Annotated in this window: 21 protein-coding genes and 1 tRNA gene; 10 read left to right on the forward strand and 12 right to left on the reverse strand. The window is 72.9% G+C overall.

Annotated features, from left to right (window positions below; genetic code table 11):
• Positions 1-123: 123 nt before the first annotated feature.
• From GGQ55_RS11230 to GGQ55_RS11240, 3 genes are read left to right on the forward strand one after another with little or no spacing between them, the layout of a single operon-like run.
• Complete coding sequence (locus GGQ55_RS11230; protein ID WP_179716716.1) at positions 124-1,230, forward strand: ABC transporter permease; 1,107 nt, start codon at positions 124-126, stop codon at positions 1,228-1,230.
• A complete protein-coding gene (locus GGQ55_RS11235) occupies positions 1,230-2,291 on the forward strand; it encodes an ABC transporter permease (RefSeq protein WP_179716718.1) in 1,062 nt (353 codons plus the stop codon). Before GGQ55_RS11230 ends, GGQ55_RS11235 begins: the two co-directional genes overlap by 1 nt.
• Positions 2,288-3,970, forward strand: a complete 1,683-nt coding sequence (locus GGQ55_RS11240; protein WP_179716720.1) for an ABC transporter ATP-binding protein — start codon at positions 2,288-2,290, stop codon at positions 3,968-3,970. Before GGQ55_RS11235 ends, GGQ55_RS11240 begins: the two co-directional genes overlap by 4 nt.
• Positions 3,971-4,025: 55 nt before the next feature.
• Here the strand turns inward: GGQ55_RS11240 and GGQ55_RS11245 are convergent, their stop codons facing one another.
• From GGQ55_RS11245 to GGQ55_RS11255, 3 genes are read right to left on the reverse strand one after another with little or no spacing between them, the layout of a single operon-like run.
• Positions 4,026-4,796, reverse strand: coding sequence for a class I SAM-dependent methyltransferase (locus GGQ55_RS11245; RefSeq protein WP_218859253.1), 771 nt, complete (start codon positions 4,794-4,796; stop codon positions 4,026-4,028).
• 1 nt (position 4,797) lies between these two features.
• A complete protein-coding gene (locus GGQ55_RS11250) occupies positions 4,798-5,763 on the reverse strand; it encodes a pirin family protein (RefSeq protein WP_179716722.1) in 966 nt (321 codons plus the stop codon).
• Between the two features lie 8 nt (positions 5,764-5,771).
• The gene (locus tag GGQ55_RS11255; RefSeq protein ID WP_179716724.1) at positions 5,772-6,764 is read right to left on the reverse strand and encodes a pirin family protein; all 993 of its coding nucleotides are present in this window, start codon (positions 6,762-6,764) and stop codon (positions 5,772-5,774) included.
• Positions 6,765-6,908: 144 nt separating this feature from the next.
• Between GGQ55_RS11255 and GGQ55_RS11260 the strand changes: the two genes are divergently transcribed.
• From GGQ55_RS11260 to GGQ55_RS11270, 3 genes are read left to right on the forward strand one after another with little or no spacing between them, the layout of a single operon-like run.
• The gene (locus tag GGQ55_RS11260; protein WP_179716726.1) at positions 6,909-8,486 is read left to right on the forward strand and encodes a circularly permuted type 2 ATP-grasp protein; all 1,578 of its coding nucleotides are present in this window, start codon (positions 6,909-6,911) and stop codon (positions 8,484-8,486) included.
• Positions 8,480-9,424, forward strand: a complete 945-nt coding sequence (locus tag GGQ55_RS11265; protein WP_179716728.1) for an alpha-E domain-containing protein — start codon at positions 8,480-8,482, stop codon at positions 9,422-9,424. Before GGQ55_RS11260 ends, GGQ55_RS11265 begins: the two co-directional genes overlap by 7 nt.
• A complete protein-coding gene (locus GGQ55_RS11270; protein WP_366489064.1) occupies positions 9,421-10,272 on the forward strand; it encodes a transglutaminase family protein in 852 nt (283 codons plus the stop codon). The genes GGQ55_RS11265 and GGQ55_RS11270 overlap by 4 nt, the downstream gene beginning before the upstream one ends.
• 68 nt (positions 10,273-10,340) lie before the next feature.
• Here GGQ55_RS11270 and GGQ55_RS11275 read toward each other — a convergent pair whose 3' ends face one another.
• Entirely contained in the window at positions 10,341-11,105 is a 765-nt protein-coding gene (locus GGQ55_RS11275) for a hypothetical protein (protein WP_179716730.1), read from the reverse strand.
• 116 nt (positions 11,106-11,221) lie between these two features.
• Here GGQ55_RS11275 and GGQ55_RS11280 point away from each other — a divergent pair, with 116 nt between their 5' ends.
• The gene (locus GGQ55_RS11280) at positions 11,222-13,018 is read left to right on the forward strand and encodes an ABC-F family ATP-binding cassette domain-containing protein (RefSeq protein ID WP_179716732.1); all 1,797 of its coding nucleotides are present in this window, start codon (positions 11,222-11,224) and stop codon (positions 13,016-13,018) included.
• A 69-nt stretch (positions 13,019-13,087) separates the two neighbouring features.
• On the opposite strand, the gene GGQ55_RS11285 is transcribed toward GGQ55_RS11280, so the two are convergent.
• The 4 genes from GGQ55_RS11285 to GGQ55_RS11300 form a co-directional block, all read right to left on the reverse strand.
• Positions 13,088-13,819 (reverse strand): VOC family protein, encoded by a 732-nt coding sequence (locus tag GGQ55_RS11285; protein WP_179716734.1) that lies wholly within the window; start codon positions 13,817-13,819, stop codon positions 13,088-13,090.
• Complete coding sequence (leuA, locus tag GGQ55_RS11290) at positions 13,820-15,550, reverse strand: 2-isopropylmalate synthase (protein WP_436277828.1); 1,731 nt, start codon at positions 15,548-15,550, stop codon at positions 13,820-13,822.
• A gap of 167 nt (positions 15,551-15,717) precedes the next feature.
• Complete coding sequence (locus GGQ55_RS11295; RefSeq protein ID WP_179716736.1) at positions 15,718-16,299, reverse strand: helix-turn-helix domain-containing protein; 582 nt, start codon at positions 16,297-16,299, stop codon at positions 15,718-15,720.
• A 137-nt stretch (positions 16,300-16,436) separates the two neighbouring features.
• On the reverse strand, positions 16,437-18,029 hold the full coding sequence (locus GGQ55_RS11300; protein ID WP_179716738.1) for a phospholipase D family protein: 1,593 nt from the start codon (positions 18,027-18,029) through the stop codon (positions 16,437-16,439).
• A 24-nt stretch (positions 18,030-18,053) separates the two neighbouring features.
• Between GGQ55_RS11300 and GGQ55_RS11305 the strand changes: the two genes are divergently transcribed.
• Together GGQ55_RS11305 and GGQ55_RS11310 are read left to right on the forward strand one after the other, a co-directional pair.
• Entirely contained in the window at positions 18,054-19,322 is a 1,269-nt protein-coding gene (locus tag GGQ55_RS11305; protein WP_179716740.1) for an aspartate kinase, read from the forward strand.
• Positions 19,319-20,368, forward strand: a complete 1,050-nt coding sequence (locus GGQ55_RS11310; protein WP_179716748.1) for an aspartate-semialdehyde dehydrogenase — start codon at positions 19,319-19,321, stop codon at positions 20,366-20,368. Before GGQ55_RS11305 ends, GGQ55_RS11310 begins: the two co-directional genes overlap by 4 nt.
• On the opposite strand, the gene GGQ55_RS11315 is transcribed toward GGQ55_RS11310, so the two are convergent.
• The 3 genes from GGQ55_RS11315 to GGQ55_RS11325 all read right to left on the reverse strand — a co-directional run bounded on the left by GGQ55_RS11315 (position 20,365) and on the right by GGQ55_RS11325 (position 23,265).
• Positions 20,365-22,161 (reverse strand): S9 family peptidase, encoded by a 1,797-nt coding sequence (locus GGQ55_RS11315; protein WP_366489068.1) that lies wholly within the window; start codon positions 22,159-22,161, stop codon positions 20,365-20,367. The two genes, GGQ55_RS11310 and GGQ55_RS11315, sit on opposite strands and share 4 nt — an antisense overlap.
• Positions 22,162-22,230: 69 nt before the next feature.
• Positions 22,231-22,304: transfer RNA gene (locus GGQ55_RS11320), tRNA-Pro, on the reverse strand.
• A 49-nt stretch (positions 22,305-22,353) separates the two neighbouring features.
• The gene (locus tag GGQ55_RS11325) at positions 22,354-23,265 is read right to left on the reverse strand and encodes a metallophosphoesterase (RefSeq protein WP_179716752.1); all 912 of its coding nucleotides are present in this window, start codon (positions 23,263-23,265) and stop codon (positions 22,354-22,356) included.
• Positions 23,266-23,297: 32 nt separating this feature from the next.
• Between GGQ55_RS11325 and GGQ55_RS11330 the strand changes: the two genes are divergently transcribed.
• On the forward strand, positions 23,298-23,750 hold the full coding sequence (locus GGQ55_RS11330; RefSeq protein WP_179716754.1) for a GatB/YqeY domain-containing protein: 453 nt from the start codon (positions 23,298-23,300) through the stop codon (positions 23,748-23,750).
• On the opposite strand, the gene GGQ55_RS11335 is transcribed toward GGQ55_RS11330, so the two are convergent.
• Positions 23,747-25,984: a transglycosylase domain-containing protein gene (locus tag GGQ55_RS11335; RefSeq protein WP_179716756.1), complete on the reverse strand. Its 2,238-nt coding sequence runs from the start codon at positions 25,982-25,984 to the stop codon at positions 23,747-23,749. The two genes, GGQ55_RS11330 and GGQ55_RS11335, sit on opposite strands and share 4 nt — an antisense overlap.
• Positions 25,985-25,988: the final 4 nt, after the last annotated feature.

Below are 25,988 nucleotides of genomic sequence, written 5' to 3' on the forward strand. Positions count from 1 at the left end.
GAGTCGTCCGGGGCCGCGGTCCGTGTGGCGCCAGGGACTGGCGCATGCTGATCCCCGCAGCCGGCATCCCGGCTGCTCACCGCTGACGGCGCTCGCGCCCCGGCACCGAACGGCTGGACACCCATGACAACGACGACGAGCGAGCTGACCGACAGCCCGGCTCAGGACGAGGGCGCCGGCGCACCGGTGACCCGGCGACGCCGGCGGGGCGGCGGCCTGGGCCGTTACATCGTGGTCCGCTTCCTGCTGATCATCCCGACGATCTTCATCCTGGTGACGACCGTCTTCTTCCTCATGCGGACGACGGGTGACCCGATCACCGCGGCGCTCGGCGGTCGGCTGCCTCCCGACCAGCTGGCCCAGCGGGTGCACGACGCCGGCTACGACCGCCCGCTGTTCGTGCAGTACTTCGACTACCTCGGCGGCATCGTCCACGGCGACTTCGGGACGACGATCTCCGACCGCCGGCCGGTCCTCGACGTGCTCAAGACCTTCGGGACGGCGACCCTCGAGCTCACCGTCTACGCGCTGATCGTGGCCCTGATCGTCGGTATCCCGCTCGGCATGGTGGCCGCGTACTTCCGCGACCGGGCGCCGGACGCCGTCCTGCGGGTGTTCGCGATCCTCTTCTACGCGACTCCCGTGTTCTTCCTCGGCCTGCTGTTCAAGCTGGTCTTCTCCGTGTGGCTGGACTGGCTGCCGGTCGCCGGCCGCGCGTCGACCGGCACCGAGATCGAGCTGTCCACGCTGCCGCACCCGAGCGGGTTCTACCTGATCGACGCGATCCGGCTGGGCGATCCGGCGGCGGTGCAGGACGTCCTGCAGCACGCGATCCTGCCCTCGCTCGCCCTCGGGCTGCTCACCGCGGGCATCTTCCTGCGGCTGGTGCGCACCAACGTCATCGGCACGCACGGCGCCGGCTACGTCGAGGCGGCCCGCTCGCGGGGCGTGGGGGAGTACCGCCTGCTGCGCAAGCACGCCTACCGGCCGGCGCTCATCCCGATCATCACCGTCATCGGCCTGCAGGTGGCGATCCTGCTGGTCGGCGCGGTGCTCACGGAGACGACGTTCGAGTGGAAGGGCCTGGGCTTCCAGCTGACGAAGTACCTGCAGGCCCGCGACTTCGTCGCCGTCCAGGGCATCGTCGCGCTGCTGGCGGTGATCGTCGCGGTCACCAACTTCATCGTCGACATCATCGCCGCGCTCATCGACCCCCGGGTGAGGTACTGATGGCCACCGCCGAAGCGGCCCCCACGACCGCTGCCCCCCGACGGAAGCGCTCCTGGAGGCAGCTCCCGGTCATCCACCAGCTGCGGCAGAGCGTCGGCCTGCAGCGCGGCATGCTGGTCGCCGGCCTGGTGCTCATGGGCATCTTCGTGCTGACCGCGATCTTCGCCCCGCTGCTCGCCCCCTACGGCTACGGCCAGCTGCGCGACGAGAACGGCGTCTTCGGCGCCCAGCAGGAGCCCTCGAGCGAGCACTGGCTGGGCACCACCGTCGGCGGCTACGACGTCCTGTCCCGGGTGATCTACGGCGCCCGGACGGCGCTGCTGGTCATCCTGGTCGCGATCCTGCTCTCGATCGTCGTCGGCGTGCTGCTCGGGCTGGTGTCCGGCTACTTCGGCGGCTGGGCCGACCGCGTGCTGGTCGTCATCTGCGACGCGATCTACGCCTTCCCGACGCTGCTGCTGGCCATCGTCGTGGGGATCGCGATCAGCGGCGGGCAGTCCGACCTCTGGGGCGGCATCTTCGCGGCGGCGATCTCGATCACCGTGGTGTTCATCCCGCAGTACTTCCGGGTGATCCGCGCCGAGACGGTGCGGATCAAGGCCGAGGCGTTCGTGGAGTCGGCCCGGGTCATCGGGGCGAGCAACTGGCGGATCATGACCCGCCACGTGCTGCGCAACTCCACCCGGACGCTGCCGCTGATCGTCACGCTCAACGCCTCCGAGGCGATCCTCACGCTGGCCGGGCTCGGCTTCCTCGGCTTCGGCATCCAGCCGACCGCGGGCGCCGAGTGGGGCTACGACCTCAACAGGTCGCTGTCCGACGTCACCAGCGGCATCTGGTGGACGTCGGTGTTCCCGGGGGCGGCGATCGTGCTCACCGTGCTCGGGCTGACGCTGGTCGGCGAGAGCCTCAACGACCTGGTCGACCCGCGGCTGCGCACCCGCCGCCGGGCCGCCGAGGGCGAGCCGTCGCCGGTCGGGGACGTCGCCGTGGTGCCGGGCGGCACGCTGGCCGCCCCGGGTGGCCTGCGTGGTCTGGAGCCCCTGGGGGACAACTCATGAGCGTCGTCGACATCGACAACCTGCGGATCTCGTTCGCCACGGACTCCGGCACCGTCGAGGCGGTCCGCGACGTCAGCCTCACCGTCGAGCCCGGAGAGGTGCTGGCGATCGTCGGGGAGAGCGGCAGCGGCAAGACGGTGACCGCGCGCAGCATCCTGCGGCTGCTGCCGGAGACCGCGACGACCCGCGGCGCCGTCGTCCTGTCCCGGAAGGACGGTGCTCGCAGCCACGACATCGTGAGCCTGCCTGCTAGGGAATTGCGCGAGGTGCGGGGGCGGGACGCCGCGATGGTGTTCCAGGAGCCCGGCAGCGTGCTCAACCCGGTCTACAAGGTGGGCTGGCAGATCATCGAGGGCCTGCGCGCGCACGGCGGGCTGTCGAAGGCCGAGGCGCGGGAGAAGGCGATCGACGTGCTCCGCCGGGTCGGCATCCCCGACCCCGAGGAGCGCATCGACTACTACCCGCACCAGTTCTCCGGCGGGCAGAAGCAGCGCATCGTCATCGCGCAGGCGCTCGTCCTCGACCCCGGCGTGATCATCGCCGACGAGCCGACGACGGCGCTGGACGTCACCGTGCAGGCCGAGATCCTCGACCTGCTGCGCCGCTGCCGCGACGAATTCGGCGCGGCGATCGTGCTGATCACGCACAACATGGGCGTCGTCGCCGACCTCGCCGACCGCGTCGCGGTGATGTACCAGGGGCGGATCGTCGAGGAGGCCGACGTCGCCACGCTGTTCCGCGACCCGAAGGACGACTACACCAAGCAGCTGCTCGGGTCGGTGCCGCGGATCGGCCAGGGCAGCGCCCGGGCGGTCGAGCGGGCCGCGCGCCGCGAGCAGGGCTGGGAGTCCGCGACCCCGATCGTCGAGGCGAAGGACCTGCAGATCGTCTACCCCGGGCGGTTCCGGCAGCCGGACTTCGTCGCCGTCGACGGGGTGAGCTTCTCGATCCGCCCGGGTGAGGTGCTCGGGCTGGTCGGGGAGAGCGGCAGCGGCAAGACGACGATCGGCCGCGCGATCGCCGGGCTGACCAAGGTCAGCGGCGGCTCGCTGTCGGTGCTCGGCACCGAGATGAACGGGGTCAAGGAGCGCGCGTTCCGGCCGGTGCGCGAGCGGATCGGGTTCGTCTTCCAGGACCCGGCGACCAGCTTCAACCCGCTGCTGACCATCGCCCAGGCCGTCGCCGAGCCGCTGATCGTGCACGGCCGGCACAAGGACCTCGCCGGTGCGCGCAAGCGGGTCGACGACCTGCTCGAGTCGGTGCAGCTGCCGAAGGCCTTCGGCGACCGGTACCCGCACGAGCTCTCCGGCGGTCAGCGGCAGCGGGCCTCGCTCGCCCGGTCGCTGGCGCTGTTCCCGGAGCTGCTCATCGCCGACGAGCCGACCTCGGCGCTGGACGTGTCGGTGCAGGCGAAGGTGCTGGAGCTGTTCGAGGACCTGCAGCGCGAACTCGGGTTCGCGGCGCTGTTCATCAGCCACGACCTCGCCGTCGTCGACCTGCTGGCCGACCGCATCGCCGTCCTCTACCGGGGGCAGCTGGTCGAGGAGGGGACAGGCGAGCAGGTGCTCGGCGCGCCGCAGCACCCGTACACCCAGCGGCTGCTGGCCTCGCTGCCCGTGCCCGACCCCGAGGAGCAGGCCCGCCGCCGCCACGAGTGGGAACGTCTCCGGACCGTGTAAGGACCCCGTCCTCCCCACCCCTCGCAAGCTCGGGGCGGTGCCCTGGACGGGGCCGTCAGCGTTCGGCGACGACGAGGACGCGGCGGAGCATGGCGTCGACGGTCGAGGCCATCTCGGTGAACGCCGCCCGGACGTCGTCGGGGTGCTCGCCGGTCTCGGCGGCCAGCTCGTCGATGCGGGCCAGCAGCAGCCGGTCGGTCTCCCGGTGCCGCCGCTCCCAGTCGGGGGTCTCCTCGTAGGCGAGGACGCGGAAGCCGGCGTCGGCGAGGAGCGGGCGGTGGTCGGCCACCTGCGGCGGGCGGCCGGCGAGCTGCCGGGAGTAGTCCCAGGTGGTGAGCACCAGCCGGCCACCGGGGCGCAGCACCCGGGCGAGCTCGTGCGCGGCGGCCTGCTTGTCCGGCGTGAACAGCAGCGCGTCGATGCTCATGACCGCGCCGGCCTCGCCCGCCTCGAGGGGGAGCGCCTCGAAGCTGCCGAGAGCGGTGCGCGCCCGGCCGTCCAGACCCAGGGCGGTCGCGCGGCGGCGCACCTCCGCCAGCCCCGGCGCGGCGATGTCCACCGCGAAGTAGTCCGCGCCGGTCGTCGCCGCCACCCACAGGCCCGGGCCGCCCCGCCCGGAGCCGACGTCGACGAGCAGGTCGCCGGCGCCGACCTGCACCTCCTCGGCGATCCGGCGCAGCTCGCTGCGGGAGGTGTAGCTGTACGGCGCGAGCTCGGCCGGGTACTCCTCGCCGAAGACCTCTCCCCAGATCTCGGCCTGCACCCGCGATTCGGGCTGACGGAGCACGTCGGCGAAGACGGCGGACCAGTCCTGCGCAGCGCTCACGTCAGCGGACACGGCCGCGCGGGACCAGGGGGAGCGGCGGCAGCGGTGGCGCCTCGATGCGGATGCCCTCGAAGCCGGTCACCTCGCCGAAGCGCTCGTGCTCGGTCCACGAGGTCGCGTAGTCGGCGATCTCCTCACCGGAGCGGCCGACGAAGTTCCACCACATGACGATCCGTTCCTCGAACGGTTCGCCGCCGAGCAGCAGCAGCTTCGCGGGCTCGTCGGCCCGCAGCCGCAGCGTGCGCCGGCCGGTGCCCAGGTAGGCCATGGTCCCGTGCGCCAGCGGGGTGCCCTCGACCGTCGCCGACCCCGACGCGGCCAGGATGCCGTGCTCGAAGTCCGGGTCGAGCGACACCTCGACGTCCGCCCCCGCGTCCAGCGCCAGGTCGACGCCGACCAGCGGGGTGTACGCCGTCCCGGGGGAGGTCGCCCCGCCGAACGAGCCCATGAGCACCGTCGCCGTCACACCGTCCGAGGTGAAGCCGGGCAGCGTCGCGTGGTGCTCGAACGCCGGCGCGGTGTCCCGCGACCCGTCCGGGAGCACGACCCACAGCTGGGCACCGTGCAGGAACCGCGGGTGCACCGCCGGGGACTGCTCGGAGTGCGCGATGCCGTGCCCGGCCGTCATCAGGGCCAGCTGGCCGGGGCCGAACAGGACGTCGCTGCCGATCGAGTCGCGGTGGTGGATCTCGCCGTCGAGCAGCCAGGACACCGTCTGCAGCCCGGTGTGCGGGTGCGGCGCGACCTGCATGCCCGGCGACGACGTGACGTCGTCGGGGCCGTAGTGGTCGACGAACGCCCACGCCCCGACGAGCCGCCGCCCGAGCGTGGGCAGCAGCCGTCGGACGCGGGTGCTCTCGCCGAGCAGCACCTCCTTGCCCGGCAGAAGGTCCAGCACCGGGCCGGCGGGGGTCTGCTCGAGCCCGCCGAGCTCCTGGGGAGTGGGACGGCGGTCGAGGTTGCTCATGCGGCTTTCTACCCCTGGCCGGCCTCGCCGCGCACGGCGGCATGCGGGACGTGCTGAGCCGGGATGGAGCCGAGCCGGCCGGCCTGGAAGTCGGTGAACGCGTCGAGGACCTCCTGCCGGGTGTTCATCACGAACGGCCCGTACATGGCGATCGGCTCGCGGATCGGCTGCCCGCCGAGGACGACGACGTCGAGCGCCGGGGTGCGCGACTCCTGGTGCACCGCGCCGTTGATCGTGACGGTGTCGCCGGGGCCCAGGACGGCGAGCTGACCGGTGCGCACGGGGGCGCCGTCGATGCCGACCGAGCCGGCGCCGGAGAGCACGTAGACCAGGGCGTTGAAGTCCGGCCGCCACGGCAGGTCGAGGGTGGCGCCCGGGGCGACCGTGGCGTGCACCATCGCCATCGGCGTGTAGGTGCTGCCCGGGCCGGTCTGCCCGGCGACGTCCCCGGCGATCACGCGCAGCAGCGCGCCGGCGTCCGCGCTGGCCAGCAGCACCGACTCGTGCGCACGCAGGTCCTGGTAGCGCGGCTCCACCCACTTCTGCGCCTTGGGCAGGTTCACCCAGAGCTGCAGGCCGTGGAAGAGCCCGCCGCTGACGACGAGGTGCTCCGGGGGCCGCTCGATGTGCAGGACGCCGCCGCCGGCGGTCATCCACTGCGTGTCGCCGTTGCTGATCGTGCCGCCGCCGCCGTGGGAATCGGCGTGCTCGAAGGTGCCGTCGATGATGTAGGTGACGGTCTCGAAGCCGCGGTGCGGGTGCCACGCGGTGCCTTTGGGCTCGCCGGGTGCGTACTCGACCTCGCCCATCTGGTCCATGTGGATGAACGGGTCCAGGTCGCGCAGGTCGACGCCGGCGAAGGCGCGGCGGACCGGGAAGCCCTCGCCCTCGAAGCCGGACGGCGCGGTGGTCACCGAGCGGGTCCGGCGGCGCACCGTCCCCGGGGCGGGCAGCGGGACGCGCGGCAGGGTGGTGGTGTCCTCGACGGTGACGGCGGGCATCGCCGGCCTCCTTGAGTTGAGAGTTCAACCAGTGGCCACCCTAGCGTTCCGCGGGCCTGATGTGTTCCCGCGCCGGCGGACGGGTCGGATCCGGATCACGGACTCGAAACGCGCAGGACACACGGTCGAACTAGGTTCCCCACCATGGCGGACCTGTTCGACGGCTACCCACTGGGGGAGCAGTGGGACGAGATGTTCGGTGGGCCGGCCCAACCGCGGGCGGCGTACCTCGGGCTGTACGGCTCGCTGCAGCCGATGGCCGCCGACGAGCTGGCCGCCCGGGCCGATCTGCTCTCGCAGACCTACCGGGACGCCGGGGTGACCTTCGCCCACGCGGGCGAGGAGCAGCCGTTCCCGCTCGACATCGTGCCGCGGGTGATCGGCCCCGAGGAGTGGGCGGTCATCGAGCGGGGCGTCGGGCAGCGGGTGCTGGCGCTGGAGGCGTTCCTGGCCGACGTCTACGGCGCCGGCGAGGTGTTCGACGACGGTGTCGTGCCGCGCAGCGTCGTCACCACCAGCGCGCACTTCCACCGCCAGGCGCACGGGCTGGTGCCGCCCAACGGGGTGCGGGTGCACGTCGCCGGGATCGACCTGGTCCGCGACGAGGCCGGCGACTTCCGGGTGCTCGAGGACAACCTGCGCTCGCCGTCCGGGGTCAGCTACGTGATCACCAACCGCTCGGCGATGAGCCAGGTGCTGCCCGAGCTGTTCGCCGACCACCGCATCCAGCCGGTCGACGACTACCCCACCCGGCTGCTCGCCGCGCTCAAGGCCTCGGCGCCGTCCAACGTCGCCGACCCGACGGTCGTCGTCCTGACCCCGGGTGTCTACAACTCCGCCTACTTCGAGCACGCGCTGCTCGCCCGCCAGATGGGGGTCGAGCTGGTCGAGGGCCGCGACCTCGTGTGCGCCGGCAACCAGGTCAGCATGCGGACGACGGACGGCCAGCGCCGCGTCGACGTCATCTACCGGCGGATCGACGACGAGTTCCTCGACCCCGTGCACTTCCGGCCGGACTCGGTGATCGGCTGCGCCGGCGTCCTCAACGCCGCCCGCGCCGGGCGGGTGACCATCGCCAACGCCGTCGGCAACGGCGTGGCCGACGACAAGCTGCTCTACACGTGGGTGCCGGACCTGATCCGCTACTACCTCGGCGAGGACCCGGTGCTGCAGAACGCCGAGACCCACCGGCTCGACGACGAGGACACCGTCGAGTGGGTGCTGGACTCGCTCGCCGAGCTCGTGCTCAAGCCGGTCGACGGGTCGGGCGGCAAGGGGATCGTGATCGGTCCGCGGGCCGACGAGCGCACGCTCACCGAGCTGGCGCTCAAGGTGCGGGCGAGGCCGCGGGACTGGATCGCGCAGAAGCCGATCGGGCTGTCGACGGTGCCCACGCTGGTGGCGGGGAGGATCGCGCCCCGGCACGTCGACCTGCGGCCGTTCGCCGTCCACGACGGATCGAAGGTGTGGGTGCTGCCCGGCGGGCTGACCCGGGTCGCGCTGCCGGAGGGCGAGCTGGTCGTGAACTCCAGCCAGGGCGGCGGCTCCAAGGACACCTGGGTGATCAGCCCGCCGCGGACGAGCGAGCCGGCGGAGCCCGACCTCACGCGGGTCGAGTTCAGCACGGAGGACCTGGCGGCGATCGCGCCGGACGCCGGTCCGCTGAACGACCTGGCGGTCGGGCAGTCGCAGCAGCAGCAGCAAGCGGGTCCGCCGTGCTGAGCCGGATCGCCGAGTCGCTGTTCTGGATCGGCCGCTACGTCGAGCGCGCCGACGACACCGCCCGCATCCTCGACGTGCACACCCAGCGGCTGGTCGAGGACCCGTGGATCGACGAGCGGCGGGCCTGCGCCAACCTGCTCGCGCTCATGGGCGCCCCGGACGGCGAGGCCGACACCGAGCGGGTGCTCGACACCCTCGCCTTCGACCGCAGCAGCCCGAGCTCGATCGTCGGTGCGCTGTCGGCGGCGCGGGAGAACGCCCGCGGTGCGCGCGAGGTGCTCTCGGCGGAGATCTGGGAGTCGCTCAACGTCACCCACAACGCGCTGCCGCAGCAGCGCACGATGGCCCGCCGGTACGGCCCGCACTCGCTGTTCCGGTTCGTGCGCGAGCGCTCGGCGATGGTGTTCGGGCTGGCCGACGCGACGATGAGCCGCGACGAGAGCTGGCTGTTCCTCATCCTCGGCCGCTCGCTGGAGCGGGTGGACATGACCGCGCGGATGCTCTCGACCCGCGTGCTGGCCGGCGACGCGGCGCCGTCCTGGACCCTGGTGCTGCGCTCGACCGGCGCCTACGAGCCCTACCTGCGCACCTACCGGGGCGTGGTCAACTCCAACCGGGCCGCCGAGTTCCTGCTGCTGGACCGGCTGTTCCCGCGGTCGGTGTTCGCCTCCCTGGAGGCGGCCGAGGCGTGCCTGGTCGAGCTGGAGCGGGACACCGTCTCGCACGCCACCCGGGTCGGCGTGGCCGGCGAGGCGCACCGGATCGTCGGCCGGGCCCGCACGCTGCTGGAGTACATGGCGCCCGACCAGCTGCTCGCCGGGCTGCCGGCGCGGCTGGAGGAGCTGCAGCGCACCTGCTCGGCGGCGAGCGCCGCGGTGACGCACCGGTTCTTCACCGAGCAGGCGCCGCAGGTGTGGGTCCCCGAGGAGGTCGGGTGAGCGCGCAGCGCTGGCGGCTGCAGGTGGTGCACCGCACCCGGTTCGCCTACGACGGCCCGGTCCGATCGTCGTACAACGAGGCGCGGCTGACCCCGGAGAACTCCGGCCGGCAGACGACGCTGCGCTCGCGCGTGGAGATCGAGCCGGCCGCGACCGCCTACCCGTACCGCGACTACTGGGGGACGACGGTCACCGCGTTCGACCTGCACGTCCCGCACAGCGAGCTCGTGGTCACCGGGACGTCGATCGTCGAGGCAGGGCCGGAGCCCGCGGTGCACCGCGTCCTCGGCTGGCCGGAGCTCGGCGGCCGCGACGTCCGCGACCGGTTCGGGGAGCTGCTCACCGCGACCAGGCTGACCGCGATGGACGATCCCGTCGTCCGGGCTGCGCGGGCCGAGGTCGGCCGGGCCGACCCGCACGAGGCCGGGGCGATCGTCTGCCGGTTCGTCCGCGACCACATGGACTACCTGTCCGGCGCGACCAACGTGAAGACCAACGCGATGCAGGCCTGGACCACCGGCAAGGGGGTCTGCCAGGACATCTCGCACGTGACCGTGGGGCTGCTGCGGGCGCTCGGGCTGCCGGCCCGCTACGTCTCCGGTTACCTGCACCCGAAGCCGGGCGCCGCGATCGGCGAGGCGGTCACCGGGGAGAGCCATGCGTGGGTGGAGTGGTGGGACGGCGGCTGGACCGGCTTCGACCCGACCAACTCGGTGGAGGTCGGGCCGCGGCACGTGACCCTCGGGCGCGGTCGCGACTACGGCGACGTCCCGCCGTTCAAGGGACTGTTCTCCGGGCCGACCAGCGAGGGCCACAGCGTGACCGTCGAGGTGACCCGCCTGGCGTGACCACGGTTTCGCGCGCTCAACCGCGCGCGGTTAAGCGCGCGAAACCGTGTTCCACCGACCGGGTCGCGTCAGCGGAGGAGGCGGGCGACGCCGGTCGGCCCGTCGGACTCGTCGTCCTCGGGGATGTGGACGGTCCGCTCAGCGAGCCGCGGCCGCCAGTACAGGGGAGCGCCGTCGAGCCACGAGGCGCCGGAGTCGGTGAGCCGTCCGTCGGTGGTCAGCGGGGCCCAGCCGCGGACCAGGCGCAGGCCCTCCGCGGCGGTGGCCAGCACGCGCCCGATGCCCTGCCGGCGGAAGACGGGCTCCACGGTCACCGTCTCGACCACGCCGGAGCGGGTCCACCAGCGGATCTCACCGACCCGGTCGCTCATCCGCAGGCCCTTGCGGGCGACGTCGTGCGGGCCGACCAGCGCGCCCTCGGGGTGGGCGGTACCGGCGAAGGCGAGCAGCGACACGGTCGGCACGTTGCTCGTGGCGTGGCAGATCTCGGCGAACCACAGCGGCGGGGCGGGGGTCGCGACGGTCTCGGCCACCTCGATGCGCAGCACCTGGCCGTCAGAGGCGCGGTAGCGGACGTCGACCAGCCAGCCGGCCGGTCGCCGGCCGCGGGAGTCCTGGCCGCTGAGGTCGACCGGGGTGCCGGTCGGGAAGCGGTCGGAGTTGACGACGACGACGGAGTGTTCGGGCGCGCCGCCGGCCACGCGGTGCGCCAGGCGGGCGAACCAGACCGTGTCGGTCGTGGCGGCCGCGGGCCTGCCGACCGGCCGGAGCGCTCGCCGCGCCGGCTGGTACCGCTCGTCCTCGGCGTCGTCGTGAGCTACGGCTGCCCTCATGGCCGTTCCCTCCGTGTGCTGTCCGGGCCCCGGTGGGCCTCCTGGTTGGAAGCCTCCGGGCGGCACTTGGGTCCGCCTTGGGCTCGACTTGGGCAGGCGGCGATACTGGGGATCCCATGAGCGCGCCGCTGAACCTGATCTCGCTGGAGCGGGTCTCCAAGGCGCACGGGACGACGGTGCTGCTGGACGACGTCTCCCTCGGCGTGGCCGCCGGCGAGCGGATCGGCGTCGTCGGCCGCAACGGCAGCGGCAAGTCCACGCTGCTCGGCGTGCTCACCGGCACCGAGGACCCCGACAGCGGGCGGGTCACCCGGCGCGGGGACCTCGCGGTCGGCGTCCTCGACCAGTCCGGCACCCTCCCGCCCGGGACGACGGTGCGCGACGTCGTCCTGCCGGCCAGCCTGTTCGCCGCCGAGCACGAGTGGGCCGCCGACCCGGCCGTGCGCAGCGTGCTGACGGGCCTGGAGCTCGACCGGCTGGGCCTGGACGCCCCCGTGGCGCCCATGTCCGGCGGCGAGCGGCGCCGGGTGGCGCTGGCCGCGCAGCTGATCCGGCCGCTGGACCTGCTCGTGCTCGACGAGCCGACCAACCACCTCGACGTCGAGGGCGTGGCCTGGTTGGCGGATTACGTGAAGAGCCGCGTCGGCGCGCTCGTCGTCGTCACCCACGACCGCTGGTTCCTCGACGAGGTGTGCTCCACGACGTGGGAGGTCGCCGAGGGCAAGGTCTTCGCCTACGAGGGCGGCTACTCCGCGTACACGCTGGCCCGGGCCGAGCGCGCCCGGATCGCGGCGGTCACCGAGGAGCGCCGGCTCAACCTGGTCCGCAAGGAGCTGGCCTGGCTGCGCCGCGGTCCGCCGGCCCGCACCAGCAAGCCGCGTTTCCGCATCGAGGCGGCCGAGGCGCTCATCGCCGACGAGCCGCCGCCGCGCGAGTCGATGGCGCTCAAGGGCTTCGCCGCCCGCCGGCTCGGCCGCACGGTCTACGACGTCGAGGACGTCGACTACGCGATCGGCGATCGCCGGCTGTTCCACGACCTGACCTGGCACGTCGGCCCGGGAGACCGGATCGGCGTGGTCGGGGTCAACGGCGCCGGGAAGACGACGCTGCTGCGGCTGCTGGTCGGCGAGATCGAGCCCGACCGCGGCCGGGTCGTGCGCGGCCAGACCGTGGCCCCGGCGTACCTGTCGCAGCACGTGACCGAGCTGCCCGGCCGGCTGCGCGTGCTCGAGGCGGTGCAGGAGATCTCTCGGATCGCCCGGTTCGGCAACCAGGAGATCTCCGCGTCGTCCCTGGCCGAGCGGTTCGGCTTCGCCGCGTCGCGGCAGTGGACGCCGGTCGGCGACCTCTCCGGCGGCGAGCGGCGGCGGCTGCAACTGCTGCGGCTGCTCATGGGCGAGCCGAACGTGCTGATCCTCGACGAGCCGACCAACGACCTCGACATCGACACGTTGACCGCGCTGGAGGACCTGCTCGACTCGTTCCCCGGCACGGTGCTGGTGGTCAGCCACGACCGGTACTTCGTGGACCGGGTGTGCGACTCGGTGGTCGCGCTCATGGGCGACGGGTCGCTGGCCGCGCTGCCCGGCGGGGTCGAGGAGTACCTGGCCCGCCGCGCGGCCGGTGAGGCGCAGCTGCCGGGGAGCGGAGCGGGTCCCGGCCCGGCAGCGGCAACTCGGTCCGCCGGCCCCTCGGCGGCGGAGGTGCGCACCGCGCGCAAGGAGGCCGCCCGGCTGGAGCGCCGGCTGGAGAGGCTCTCCGCGGACGAGGAGAAGCTGCACGCGGACCTGGCCGCCGCGGCCACCGACCACGCGCGCGTGCTGGAGCTCGACGCCCGGCTGCGCGAGCTGCTCGCCGAGAAGGACCGGGTCGAGACCGACTGGCTCGCCGCGGCGGAGGTCGCCGAGGGCTGACCCCTGTCGCTGCGGTGCTCGCTCCCCGTCCATCACCCGGACAGAGGGCGGGCACCGCCGTCAGATACGTCAGTCCAGCTGACCGAGGTAGAACGGCAGTCCCTGGTCGTCCCGGCATCGCGCGGTGAGCCCGTACGGCTGCCGGTCGATCTCGCCGGCCTCGCCGCCCGCCGTCCGGACCGCGACGACGGCGACCTCGAGGTCGTCGACGGCGTACATCGGGACCAGCCCGGGCTCGTCCGAGCCGCCGCCGATGCCGACCATCGGCACCGGTCCCTCGACCTGCCAGCCGTCCGGGACCCGCCCCGGGACGGCGGACCAGCCGAGCACTGCCCCGTAGAAGTCCCGGGCGCGAGCGCCGTCGGGCACCTGCAGGGTCAGGTAGACCGCGTCGCCCGGCCGCACCGGCGGGCGCGGCTCGGCCGGCTCCCCGCGCGGGGTCTGCAGGATCCAGCGGTGCCCGTAGGGGTCGACGACGACGCCGGTGCGCCCGTACGCGGCGTCGGCCGGCGGCCGCTGGACGGTGGCGCCGAGATCCGCGGCGCGGGCGACGGCGGCGTCGACGTCGGAGACCGCGAGGTTCAGCGAGACCGACACCTGACCCTCCTGCGGGCCGCTGAGCCCCAGCTCCGGGTGGTCGTCGGCGAGGTAGAGCCGCGTGCCGGCGATCTCCATCTCGGCGTGACCGATGCGGTCGTCGTCCATCACGTAGGGGTCGCCGACGACCCGGGCGCCGAAGGCTTCGCAGTAGAAGTCCATCGCCGCCCGGGCATCGCGAACCGACAGGTAGGGCGTGAGCATCTAGCGCTGGGCCCGGTTGACCGCCGAGACGACCGCGCGCAGCGACGCGGTGACGATGTTCGGGTCGATGCCGACGCCCCACAGGACGCGGTCGCCGACGGCGCACTCGACGTAGGCGGCCGCGCGGGCGTCGCCGCCGGCGGACATCGCGTGCTCGGCGTAGTCCAGCACGCGGACGTCGACGTCGAGGGCCTTCAGCGCGTCGACGAACGCGGCGATCGGGCCGTTGCCCTGGCCGGAGATGGTGACCGGGACGCCGGAGTCCTCCAGCTCGACGGTCATCTCGTCCAGCTTCTCGCCGTGCGCCTGGTGCCGGTGGCCGACGAGGGCGAAGCGGCCCCACGGTGCGGCCGGGTCGGGCAGGTACTCGCTGCTGAACGCCGTCCACATCTGGCCGGCGGTCACCTCGCCGCCCTCGTCGTCGGTCTGCCGCTGGATGACGCCGGAGAACTCGATCTGCAGCCGGCGCGGCAGGTCCAGGTGGTGCTCGGTCTTCATGATGTAGGCGACGCCGCCCTTGCCGGACTGGCTGTTGACCCGGATGACCGCCTCGTAGCTGCGGCCGACGTCCTTGGGGTCGATCGGCAGGTAGGGCACGGCCCAGGTCATCTCGCCGACCGGCTTGCCGGCGGCGGCCGCGTCGACCTCCAGGGCCTTGAAGCCCTTGTTGATCGCGTCCTGGTGCGAGCCGGAGAAGGCGGTGTAGACCAGGTCGCCGCCGTAGGGGTGCCGCTCGTGGACGCCGATCTGGTTGCAGTACTCGACGGTGCGGCGGATGTCGTCGATGTCGGAGAAGTCGATCTGCGGGTCGACGCCCTGGCTGAACAGGTTCAGGCCCAGCGTGACCAGGTCGACGTTGCCGGTGCGCTCGCCGTTGCCGAACAGGCAGCCCTCGATGCGGTCGGCGCCGGCGCGGTAGCCCAGCTCGGCGGCGGCCACGGCGGTGCCGCGGTCGTTGTGCGGGTGCAGGCTCAGCACGACCGCGTCGCGGTAGGCGAGGTTGCGGTGCATCCACTCGATCTGGTCGGCGTAGACCGTGGGCTCGGCCATCTCGACGGTGGCCGGCAGGTTGACGATCGTCGGCCGGTCGACGGTGGGCTCCCAGACGTCGTTGACCGCGTTGCAGACCTCGACGGCGAAGTCGAGCTCGGTGCCGGTGAAGGACTCGGGGGAGTACTCGAAACGGATCTCGGTGTCGCCGGCGACCTCGGCCAGCTTGCGCACCAGCTGGGCGCCGTGGACGGCGATGTCGACGATCCCCGCACGATCGGAGTTGAAGACGACGCGGCGCTGCAGCGTGCTGGTCGAGTTGTACAGGTGCACGATCGCCTGCCTGGCGCCGCGCAGGGACTCGTAGGTGCGCTCGATCAGCTCGTCACGGGCCTGGGTCAGCACCTGGATCGTGACATCGTCGGGCACCAGGTCGTCCTCGATGAGCTGGCGGATGAAGTCGAAGTCGGTCTGGCTGGCCGCCGGGAAGCCGACCTCGATCTCCTTGTAGCCCATCCGGACCAGCAGCTCGAACATGCGCCGCTTGCGGTCGGGGGTCATCGGGTCGATCAGGGCCTGGTTGCCGTCGCGCAGGTCGACCGCGCACCAGCGCGGGGCGACGGTGGTGACCGTCGTCGGCCAGGTGCGGTCGGGCAGGTCGATCGGGGTGAACGGGGTGTAGCGGTGGATCGGCATGCGCGAGGGCTGCTGCGCATTGCGTACGTGCGGGTGCGTGCTCACGGGGTCTGGGCTCCTCTGGGCGCGGGCTGGACACAGCTCCGGTGGGGGCGGTCAGCGCAGGCGCCGGGGACGCGCGGTCTCCGCGGCGAGGGGGCCGACCTAGGAGAGGGCCTCGCCGCGGCGGGTAAGCAGGAGGCTGCCGCGCACGGTGCCACGGTAGCAGCGCATCAGCCGACATCGCACCCACACGGGCAGTCCTGCGCGTGCACCGGCCGTTCGCCCTGGTCCAGCTCGGCGCACTCGGGTGGGCAGGTGCAGGCCCACTCCTCGGCGAGATGCACGCCGCCGGGCGTGCGTCTGGGCGCCGCACGAGGCCTCGCGGAGGCGTCGCCCGGGAGCTGGTGGTCGTCGGGGATCCCGAGCCACTCGCGCCAGATGTCGCGGATGTCGCGCACCCGGTCGAACGTGTACGCGGGCTGGTCCCGGCTGTAGCGCTCCCGGCCGTGCCACCAGTCGATGTGGCCGTCGCGGGTGTCGAGGTGTGCGGGAAACCGACGGCCCGCCTCGTCGCGCACGGCCCCGTCGGCCATGGCCGCGACCTCGGCGCCGGACTCGTCGACGAGCACCAGGCGCAGACCGGCCAGCGCTGCCGCCTGGGCCAGAATTCTCGCATCGAGGCCGCCGACGCCCCGCTCCGCTGCCGCGATCGCGGATTTGGACACCGATACGCGGGCAGCCAACTCGCGTTGTGACAGGTCGGCGGATCGACGGATCCGGCGCACGTAGCCGGCCAGGTCGAACGTGGGCATGTCCGCAGAGTGACGTGGCCGGAGCCGGAGACCCGACCCCGACCACTACCTGTGGACAGTTCTAGTGCTCTGCCCAGGATGGTGGGCAGAGCACTAGAACCGCCGGAGACAGGTGGTGGGGGGCCGGCCCAGCGAGGTCAGAACTCGCGCTTGAGGCGCAGGCGCAGGGGGCGCCCGTCGGGGTCGTCGAGGAGGCGGTAGACCGGCGTGGCCCAGGCGCGGGTGAGCAGCGACATCTGCTCGGCGCGGTGAGGGCGCAGGCGGCCGGGCGGACGGGGACCGCGCCGGCCGTCGTCGTGCCACTTCTCCAGCGCGTCGGCGCTCGCGAGGAGCGCGGCGAGGAACCGTGCGGGATCGACCAGGTCGTCGTCCTCGCTGCCGTCCGGGGCGCGGTCCAGGTGCTCGCGGGCCAGCTGGAGTCGCAGATCCCGGGCGAACACGCGGGCACCGTCACCCCTGCCCGCCGGGTCGCGGGGCTCGCGCTCGTCACGGGTGGTGTCGAGCACCGCCGAGGAGAGCTCGCTGTCGTGCGTCCACGACCGCCGGTTGAAGTTGTCGCTGCCCACGCTGGCCCAGACGTCGTCGACGACGCAGACCTTGGCGTGCACGTAGACGGGAGTCCCCTCGTGGTTCTCCACGTCGAACACGTGCACCCGGTCGCGACCGGCCTTCCGGCACATCTCCAGCGCCTGCCACCGGCCGACGTACTGCGGCCGCTCGGCGAACGCACCTTCCTCGTCCGGGAACCGCGGCACGACGACGACCAGGTGCAGGTCCGGGTGCTCGTCGAGCGCCTCGGCGAACAGGCGTGCCACGTCGGCGGACCACATGTACTGGTCCTCGAGGTAGATCAGCCGCCGCGCCCGCCGGACCGCCTTCGAGTAGCCGCGGGCGACCGACCGTTCGCCGTCCGGGGCGAAGTCGTAGCGGGGCCGCACCGACGGATAGGTCCGCAGGTGCTGGACGACGTGCGGTCCGGCCTCCGGCGGCGGTGGCAGCTGCGGCGGCAGCGGGGCGGCGTCCAGCCGCGCGTGCCGCCAGTGGTCGCGGATCCACGCCAGCGGGTGGTCGGCGTCGGGGTTGGTCGGGTCGTTCCAGCGCTCGCGGAACACGGTGTCCAGGACGGCGACCGTCGGCCCGCGCAGCTCCAGCTGCACGTCGTGCCACGGGGGTCGGTCCCCGTACGCCGACGACATCGGCTGCGGCTGCGGGTCGCCGTGGTGCGAGCCGTCGTCCCGGCGTGAGTGGCACAGGTCGATGCCACCGGCGAACGCGACGTCCCGCGACGGGTCGTCGGCGTGCCGCAGCACGACGAACTTCTGGTGGTGACTGCCCATGCGCCGGACCCGCTGGTCGAGCAGCACGTCCCCGCCGCCGTGCTCGATCTCGACGTCGAGCGCGCGGTTCTCCTCCTTCGAGAACGACAGCTTGTCCATGTGCGACCGCCACACCAGCCCGCGCACGCACACGCCGCGTCGCGCGGCCCGGGTGAACAGCTCCGCGACGGTCGGCCCGTCCTCGCGCAGCCGCTCGTCGGGATCGCCCCGCCAGTCGGTGAAGAAGAGCTGGTCGCCCGCGCCGAGCGCCTCGACCTCCTCGACCAACCGATCGAAGTAGGTGGCTCCGTGCACGAGCGGGCGAGCGGCGTTGCCGGTCGTCCAGGGCGGGATCGACGTCGCCGGGTTGCCCCGCTCCTCGCCGCTGAGCAGCCAGTGCGACGGGTCGTCCACCCCCCGACGGTAGCCTGTTGACCCGTGGCCCTGGTCGTCCAGAAGTACGGTGGCTCCTCCGTCGCAACCGCCGAGCACATGAAGCGTGTCGCGGAACGCGTCGTGAGCGCCAAGAAGGACGGCAACGACGTCGTGGTCGTGGTCTCGGCGATGGGCGACACCACCGACGACCTGATCGACCAGGCGCAGGCCATCACCGACGACCCGCCCGGCCGCGAGCTGGACATGCTGCTGACGGCCGGCGAGCGCATCTCCATGGCGCTGCTGGCGATCGCCATCTCGACCCACGGCTACGAGGCGCGCTCGTTCACCGGGTCGCAGGCCGGCGTGATCACCACGTCCAGCCACGGCAAGGCCCGGATCATCGACGTCACCCCCGGCCGGCTGCGCAGCGCGCTCGACGAGGGCTCGATCGTCATCGTGGCCGGCTTCCAGGGCGTCAGCCAAGACACCAAGGACATCACCACGCTCGGTCGCGGCGGCTCGGACACCACCGCCGTCGCCGTCGCGGCGGCGCTGCAGGCCGACGTGTGCGAGATCTACACCGACGTCGACGGCGTGTTCACCGCCGATCCGCGCATCGTCCCCAACGCCAAGCGGCTCGAGACCATCACCTACGAGGAGATGCTCGAGCTCGCCGCGTCCGGCGCCAAGGTGCTCATGCTGCGCTGCGTCGAGTACGCCCGCCGCTACGGCATCCCCGTGCACGTCCGCAGCTCCTACTCACAGCTCCCCGGCACGATCGTGACCGGCTCGATGGAGGACCTCAGCGTGGAACAGGCGATCATCACCGGCGTCGCGCACGACCGCAGCGAGGGCAAGATCACCGTCTACGGCGTGCCGGACCGCCCGGGCGAGGCGGCGCAGATCTTCCGCGTCCTCGCCGACGCCGAGATCAACATCGACATGATCGTGCAGAACGTCTCGGCCGAGGCCAGCAAGCTCGCCGACATCTCCTTCACGCTGCCCAAGAGCGACGGCCCCACCGCGCTGGCCGCGCTGGAGAACGTGAAGAACACCGTCGGCTTCACCGACGTCAGCTTCGACCAGCACATCGGCAAGGTCTCCCTGGTCGGCGCCGGCATGCGCTCGCACCCCGGCGTGTCCGCGCGGTTCTTCGGGGCACTGGCGGACGCCGGTGTCAACCTGGAGCTGATCAGCACCTCGGAGATCCGCATCTCCGTGGTCTGCCGCGACACCGACGTCGACGTCGCCGTCCGCGCGGTGCACGACGCGTTCGACCTCGGCTCCGACGACGTCGAGGCCGTGGTCTACGGAGGGACCGGACGATGAGCATCTTCAGGAATGACGGGCTGCGCGTCGGCGTCGTCGGCGCCACCGGCCAGGTCGGCGGCGTCATGCGCCGGATCCTGGCCGAGCGGAACTTCCCGATCAGCGAGCTGCGCTTCTTCGCCTCCGCCCGCTCCGCCGGCAGCACCCTGCCGTGGGGCAACGGCGAGATCGAGATCGAGGACGCCTCGGTCGCCGACCCGACCGGCCTGGACGTCGCGCTGTTCTCGGCCGGCGCCAGCACGTCCAAGGTGCAGGCGCCGCGGTTCGCCGAGGCCGGCGTGACCGTCGTCGACAACAGCTCCGCGTGGCGGCGCGACCCCGACGTCCCGCTGATCGTCGCCGAGGTGAACCCGCACGCGCTGGCCGAGATGCGCAAGGGCATCATCGCCAACCCGAACTGCACCACCATGGCCGCGATGCCGGTGCTCAAGCCTCTGCACGTCGAGGCGCAGCTGACCCGCATCGTCGCGAGCACCTACCAGGCGGTGTCCGGCAGCGGGCTGGCCGGCGTCGAGGAGCTCGACACCCAGGTCAAGGCCGTCGTCGACAAGGCCGCCGAGCTCACCCACGACGGCTCGGCCGTCGCGTTCCCCGAGCCGGTCAAGTACGTGCGGCCCATCGCGTTCAACGTGCTGCCCATGGCCGGTTCGCTCGTGGACGACGGCACCTTCGAGACCGACGAGGAGCAGAAGCTCCGCAACGAGAGCCGCAAGATCCTCGAGATCCCGGACCTGCTGGTCTCGGGCACCTGCGTCCGGGTGCCGGTGTTCACCGGTCACTCGCTGTCGCTGAACGTCGAGTTCGCCCGGCCGCTGTCGGTCGAGCGGGCCACCGAGCTGCTCACCGGCGCACCCGGGGTGGAGCTCTCCACCGTCCCCACCCCGCAGCAGGCCGCCGGCCAGGACCCGAGCTACGTCGGTCGCATCCGGCAGGACCCGGGCGTGCCCGACGGCCGTGGCCTGGCGCTGTTCGTCAGCAACGACAACCTGCGCAAGGGCGCGGCGCTCAACACGGTGCAGATCGCCGAGCTCATCGCCGCTCGCTAGGGCGCCACGTGGCGCAGCGCGAACGACAGCGCCACCTCGACCTGCCGGATCGTCTCCTCGATCACCAGCGAGCCGTGGCCGGCGTCGAACCGGTACACCTCGTGCGGCAGCTCGCGTCGGTCCAGCTCGCCGAGGTAGTTCTCGATCTGCCGGATCGGGCAGCGCGGGTCGTTGGCCCCGGCGACGACGAGCACCGGCGCGGCCACCGCGTCGACGTAGGTGATCGGCGAGGAGCGGACGTAGACGTCGTGCACCTCGGCCGGTGACCCGCCGAACAGCGCCCGGTCGTAGGCGCGCAGGCCCTCCATCTCGTCCTCGTAGGCCGCGAGGTAGTCCGCGACCGGCACCTCGGCGATGCCCGCCGCCCACCGCTCCGGCTGGGTGCCCAGCGCCAGCAGGGTCAGGAAGCCGCCCCACGAGCCGCCGGAGATGATCGCCCGCTGCGGGTCGAGCACGCCCTCGGCGACCAGCGCGTCGTACACCGCTCCGATGTCCTCCAGCTCGGTCAGCCCGGGCCGGCCGGTGAGGGCGTCGCGCCACTCGCTGCCGTAGCCGCTGGACCCGCGGTAGTTCACGTGCACCACGGCGTAGCCCGCGTCGACGTAGGCCGCCCGGCGGGCGCGGTAGGAGTCGTCGTCCAGGGACTCCGGGCCGCCGTGGACCAGGAACGCCGTCGCGTACGGGCCGGGCCCGTCCGGCCGGACGAGCAGCGCCTGGATCTTCCCGCCCGGCCCGCTCACCCAGCGGTCCTCGACCGGGTAGCCGGCCGGCGGCTCCTCGGACGCGACGGACAGGACGACGGGGCCTTCGGCCCGGCGGATCACCGGCGGGCGCGCCGACGACGACCACGCCAGCTCCACGGTGCCGTCCGGTCGGGCCGTGGCCCCGCGGACGACGCCCGGCGGGGTGTCCAGCCGCTCCAGCGTCCCGGCGGCCAGGTCGTAGCGGTACAGCTCGCTGCGGGCGGCGGTGTCGTGGCCGACCAGCAGCGCGGAGCCGTCGGGGTACCAGCCCGCGGTGACGTCGCCGGGCAGGTCGAGCACGAGCTCGGTCTCCTCGCCGGTCGCGAGGTCCCAGATCAGCAGCTCGTCGCGGCCGCGGCGCTCGTGGCCGACCAGCAGCCTGCGGTCGCCGGGCAGCGGGCCGAACTCCAGGGCGTGCAGCCCGAGACCGTCGCCGTCCCACTTCTCGGCGACCACGTCGTCGTCCGCGGTCCGCAGCACCCGCAGGGCCGGGTAGCGCGGGTCGCCGTGCTCGGAGTGCGAGATCACCAGCAGCTCGTCGTCCCGGCTGAGCGCATCGACCGACGCCGGGTCGGGGTGCCGGTAGATCACCCGGGGATCCGCGCCGGACGGCGCCAGCCACAGCTCGCTGCCGTCGTCGGTGGAGCGCCCGACGGCGACCAGCGTGCGGCCCACCTCGAGCCCGGCGGGGTAGGCCGGGCCGACCTGGGGCAGCGGCTCGGTGTCGGGACCGCCCTCGAACGGCTGGGTCCGCCAGGTGCCGAACTCGTCGCCGTCGGTGTCGGCGAACCACCAGATGGTCGCGCCGTCGGGGGACAGGGTGCCGATCAGCGTGCCGTTGGGCCGGTTGGTGACCTGCCGGTGGGTGTCCGCAGTCCGGTCCCACGCGTACTGCTCGACGACGCCGCTGACGTCCGAGGAGTACAGGCAGCGGTTCGGGGCGTCGTCGGCCCAGTCCGGCAGGCTGACCCGAGGCGCGCGGAACCGGGCCTGCCAGCGCTCGGTGACCTCGGCGGGAAGGGCGGGGGAGTCGGGCACGGCGGAGCTCACCGGACCATCCAAGCAGGGACCCGGAAACGCACTCAGGGGCCGCCAGCCGGCGGCCCCTGAGCAGCAGAGTCGGGGTGACAGGATTTGAACCTGCGACCTCGTCGTCCCGAACGACGCGCGCTACCAAGCTGCGCCACACCCCGAGGTGCCCGACGAGTCTAACCTGCGTCGTCGAGCCGGTTCCGGCGGGGCTCAGCCCTCCCGCGCGGTCAGCGTCAGCAGGGTGGCCTCCGGCGGGCAGGCGAAGCGCACCGGCGCGTAGGGACTGGTGCCCAGGCCTGCCGAGACGTGCAGCCACGTGCCGTTCGGGTGCTCCGCCGTCGGCTGCGTCCAGCGGTGCAGCCAGCGGGCCTTGTCGCGCGGGATGCCGCAGTTGGTGACCAGCGCCCCGTAGAACGGCACCCGAAGCTGCCCGCCGTGGGTGTGCCCGCAGAGCAGCAGGTCGTAGCCATCGGCGGCGAACCTGTCGAGCACGCGCGGCTCGGGGGAGTGGACGACGCCGATCCGCAGGTCCGCCGTCGGGTCGGCCGGTCCGGCCACCTTCTCGTAGCGGTCCAGCTTCAGGTGCGGGTCGTCCAGCCCGGCGAAGACGACGCGCCGGCCGTCGACGGTGAGCTCGCCGCGCGCGTTGGTGAGGTTCAGCCAGCCGCGGTCGACCAGGCCGTCGCGCAGGTCGCGCCAGGGCAGCTTCACCCCGTGCACGCGCTTGTGGTTCTTCCTGAAGTACTTCAGCGGGTTCTTCGGCCGCGGCGCGAAGTAGTCGTTGGACGACGTCACGAACGCGCCGGGGACGTCCGTCAGCGGGTCCAGCGCCTTGAGCGTGGGCGGGACGGCGTCCATCCCCGCCAGGTTGTCGCCGGTGTCGACCACGAGGTCCGGCTCGAGGGCGGCGAGGCCGGCGACCCACTCCTGCTTGGACCGCTGGTCGGCGGTCATGTGCAGATCGGAGAGGTGCAGGATCGACAGCGGCCGCGAGCCCGGCGCCAGCACCGGGACGTCGAAGCGGCGCAGCGTCCACCGGGTGCGCTCGTAGAGGCTCGCGTAGGCGACGGTCGCGGCTCCGGTGGCGACGGCCGCGGTGGGCAGTGTGGTGTACCAGCGCACGACTCCTGAGGGTACGTGCCAGGCTGGAGGGCGTGCCCGAGCTCAAGGACCAGCTGCGATCCGACCTGACCACTGCGATGAAGAGCCGCGACGAGCTGCGCACCGCGACCCTGCGCATGGCGCTCGCGGCGGTCAGCGCCGAGGAGGTCGCCGGCAAGGAGGCCCGCGAGCTCAGCGACGACGAGGTGCAGGCGGTGCTGCGGCGCGAGGCCAAGAAGCGCCGGGAGGCCGCCGACGCCTTCGCCGAGGCCGGCCGCGCGCAGCAGGCCGACCGGGAGCGCGCCGAGGGCGAGGTCCTGGCCGGTTACCTGCCGGCGCAGATGGAGGACGCCGACCTCGCCGCGCTGGTGGCCGACGTCATCACGCAGACCGGCGCGAGCGGGATGAAGGACATGGGGCGGGTCATGGGCGCGGCCAACAAGGCCGTCGCCGGCCGGGCCGACGGCTGGCGCGTCGCCGCGGAGGTCCGCCGGCAGCTCGGTTAGCCGTTACCGCCGCCGGGACCGCCACCCCCGGGACCGCCGCCGCCGGGACCACCACCGGGCCCGGCGGGGGGCTGGCCGCCGTTGTCCGCGGGAGGCTGCCCGCCGTTGTCCGCGGGCGGCTGGGTGCCGCCGTTGTCCGTCGGCGCGGGCGCCGGCGGAGGGGCGGGCGCGACGTAGCCGGTGCCGTGCGTGCCGGCGGCGACCGCCGGGTCGGCGGGCGGGAACGGCGTGTTCGGCTGCGGGCCCAGGATCGGCGTCATGGCGTCGTGGAACACCCGCGCCGGCAGGCCACCGCCATGGCCGCCGACGTTCTGCTGCGTCTTCGGGTTGTAGTACATGACGCTGACCGCGTACTGCGGGGTGATCCCGACGAAGGTGGCCGAGTTGTCACCCTGGATGGTCCCGGTCTTGCCGGCGATGTCGTGGCCCGGGACGGCGGCGCTGCGGCCGGTGCCGTCCTCGACGACGTGCAGCATCATGTTCGCCAGCGTGTTGGCCACGCCGGCCGGGATCGCGTTCGGGTGGCAGCTGTCCCCGGAGTAGAGCGCGGTGCCGTCGTCCTTCAGCGCCGGCTTGCCCGCGCTGTCGGTGATCGCCGTGACCGGCGTGGGGTCGCACTGCGTGCCGCTGGCGGCGATGGTCGAGTAGGCGCTGGCCAGGTCGAGCGGGCTGGTCGCGATCGGGCCGAGCGTGAACGAGCCGAGCTCGTTCTCGGCGACGTAGGTGCCGAAGTCGTCGCACTTGTTCTGGCACTCCGCGAGGTTCTGCGGGTGGTCGAAGTGCATGCCCATGGCCTTGGCGGTGTTGACCGGGCCCTCGACGCTGCCGAGGGCGTCCTCCAGCGCCACGAAGTAGGTGTTCGCCGACGCGGTCAGGCCGGAGGTCATGTTGTAGGTGGCCGCGTAGCCCGCGTTGTCGTTCTTGACGACGTAGGGAGCGCCGCGGGTGCCGCCGTTCTTCTTGAACACCTTCGAGGTGTAAGGCTGCGGCGCGTTGATCGTGTAGTTGGAGCCGAAGCCGGCCTCGAGCGCGGCCGCGGCGGTGAACACCTTGTAGGTCGAGCCGGAGCCGGCCCCGGCCACGGTGTTCAGGACGACCGACTCGCACTCTTGCTCGGAGCAGCCGTAGCGGCGGTTGTCGGCCATCGCCAGCACGTGCCCGGTGCCCGGCTCCACCGCGGTGAAGATCGTGGCCAGCGGGTCGCCCAGCGGCGCGTTCTGGAGCACCGCCTGGTCGGCGGAGGTCTGCAGGTCCGGCCGCAGCGTCGTCTGGATGGTCAGGCCGCCGTTCTCGATCTCCTGGTCGGAGAGCCCGAGGCCGTTGAGGTAGTCGTGCACGTAGGCGCAGAAGAAGCCGCCGATCGCGGCGTCGATGCAGCCGTTCGGCGGGGACTGGCCCTCGACGACCTGCACCGGCGCCGCCGTCGCGTCGCTGAACTCCTGGTTGCTGATGTGGCCGAGGTCGTGCATCCGCTTGAGGACCTGGTTGCGCCGGTTGGTGGCGTTCTCCGGGTTGGTGATCGGGTCGTCACCGGTCGGGCTCTGCACGAGGCCGGCGAGCATGGCGGCCTGCGGCAGGGTGAGGTCGGCGGCGTTGACGCTGAAGTAGCGCTGCGCGGCGGACTGGATGCCGTAGGCGCCCTCGCCGAAGTACACGATGTTCAGGTAGCGGGTGAGGATCTCGTCCTTGGAGTACTTCTGCTCCAGGGCCAGCGCCAGCCGCGCCTCGCGCAGCTTGCGGCCGGGGGTCTGCTCGACGGCCGCCTGCCGCTCCTCGGGGGTCTTCGCCGTCTGCAGCAGGGTCTGCTTGACCAGCTGCTGGGTCAGCGTCGAGCCGCCCTCGCGGACCGACCCCGCGGCCACGTTGGTGACCAGCGCGCGCAGGGTGCCCTGCACGTCGAGGCCGTTGTGCTCGTAGAAGCGCGAGTCCTCGATGTCGACCAGCGCCTGCTTCATGACCTTGGCGATCTGGTCGCCGGTCAGGGGCGTGCGGTTGTTGCTGTAGAACTCCGTGATCAGCGACCCGTCGGCGGCCAGCAGCTTCGTGTTGCCGGCCGGCGTCCGGTCGGTGAGCTCGCTGGGCAGCGCGTCGAGCAGCGAGGCGGAGTTGCGGGCCGCCAGCCCGGTTCCGCCCACCCACGGGAACAGCACGCCGGCGAGAAGGGCACCGGCCAGGACGATGGTGCCGACGAGCTTGGCGATCAGCCCGGCGCGGCTCTGCGAGTTCTCCGACATCGCA

This window comes from Petropleomorpha daqingensis (assembly GCF_013408985.1).
Lineage (GTDB): Bacteria > Actinomycetota > Actinomycetes > Mycobacteriales > Geodermatophilaceae > Petropleomorpha > Petropleomorpha daqingensis.

Coding starts and splice junctions, on each gene's coding strand:
- GGQ55_RS11230 (WP_179716716.1), top strand. CDS start 124: ATGACAACGACGACGAGCGAGCTGACCGACAGCCCGGCTCAGGACGAG.
- GGQ55_RS11235 (WP_179716718.1), top strand. CDS start 1,230: ATGGCCACCGCCGAAGCGGCCCCCACGACCGCTGCCCCCCGACGGAAG.
- GGQ55_RS11240 (WP_179716720.1), top strand. CDS start 2,288: ATGAGCGTCGTCGACATCGACAACCTGCGGATCTCGTTCGCCACGGAC.
- GGQ55_RS11250 (WP_179716722.1), bottom strand. CDS start 5,763: ATGAGCAACCTCGACCGCCGTCCCACTCCCCAGGAGCTCGGCGGGCTC.
- GGQ55_RS11255 (WP_179716724.1), bottom strand. CDS start 6,764: ATGCCCGCCGTCACCGTCGAGGACACCACCACCCTGCCGCGCGTCCCG.
- GGQ55_RS11260 (WP_179716726.1), top strand. CDS start 6,909: ATGGCGGACCTGTTCGACGGCTACCCACTGGGGGAGCAGTGGGACGAG.
- GGQ55_RS11275 (WP_179716730.1), bottom strand. CDS start 11,105: ATGAGGGCAGCCGTAGCTCACGACGACGCCGAGGACGAGCGGTACCAG.
- GGQ55_RS11280 (WP_179716732.1), top strand. CDS start 11,222: ATGAGCGCGCCGCTGAACCTGATCTCGCTGGAGCGGGTCTCCAAGGCG.
- GGQ55_RS11285 (WP_179716734.1), bottom strand. CDS start 13,819: ATGCTCACGCCCTACCTGTCGGTTCGCGATGCCCGGGCGGCGATGGAC.
- GGQ55_RS11295 (WP_179716736.1), bottom strand. CDS start 16,299: ATGCCCACGTTCGACCTGGCCGGCTACGTGCGCCGGATCCGTCGATCC.
- GGQ55_RS11310 (WP_179716748.1), top strand. CDS start 19,319: ATGAGCATCTTCAGGAATGACGGGCTGCGCGTCGGCGTCGTCGGCGCC.
- GGQ55_RS11335 (WP_179716756.1), bottom strand. CDS start 25,984: ATGTCGGAGAACTCGCAGAGCCGCGCCGGGCTGATCGCCAAGCTCGTC.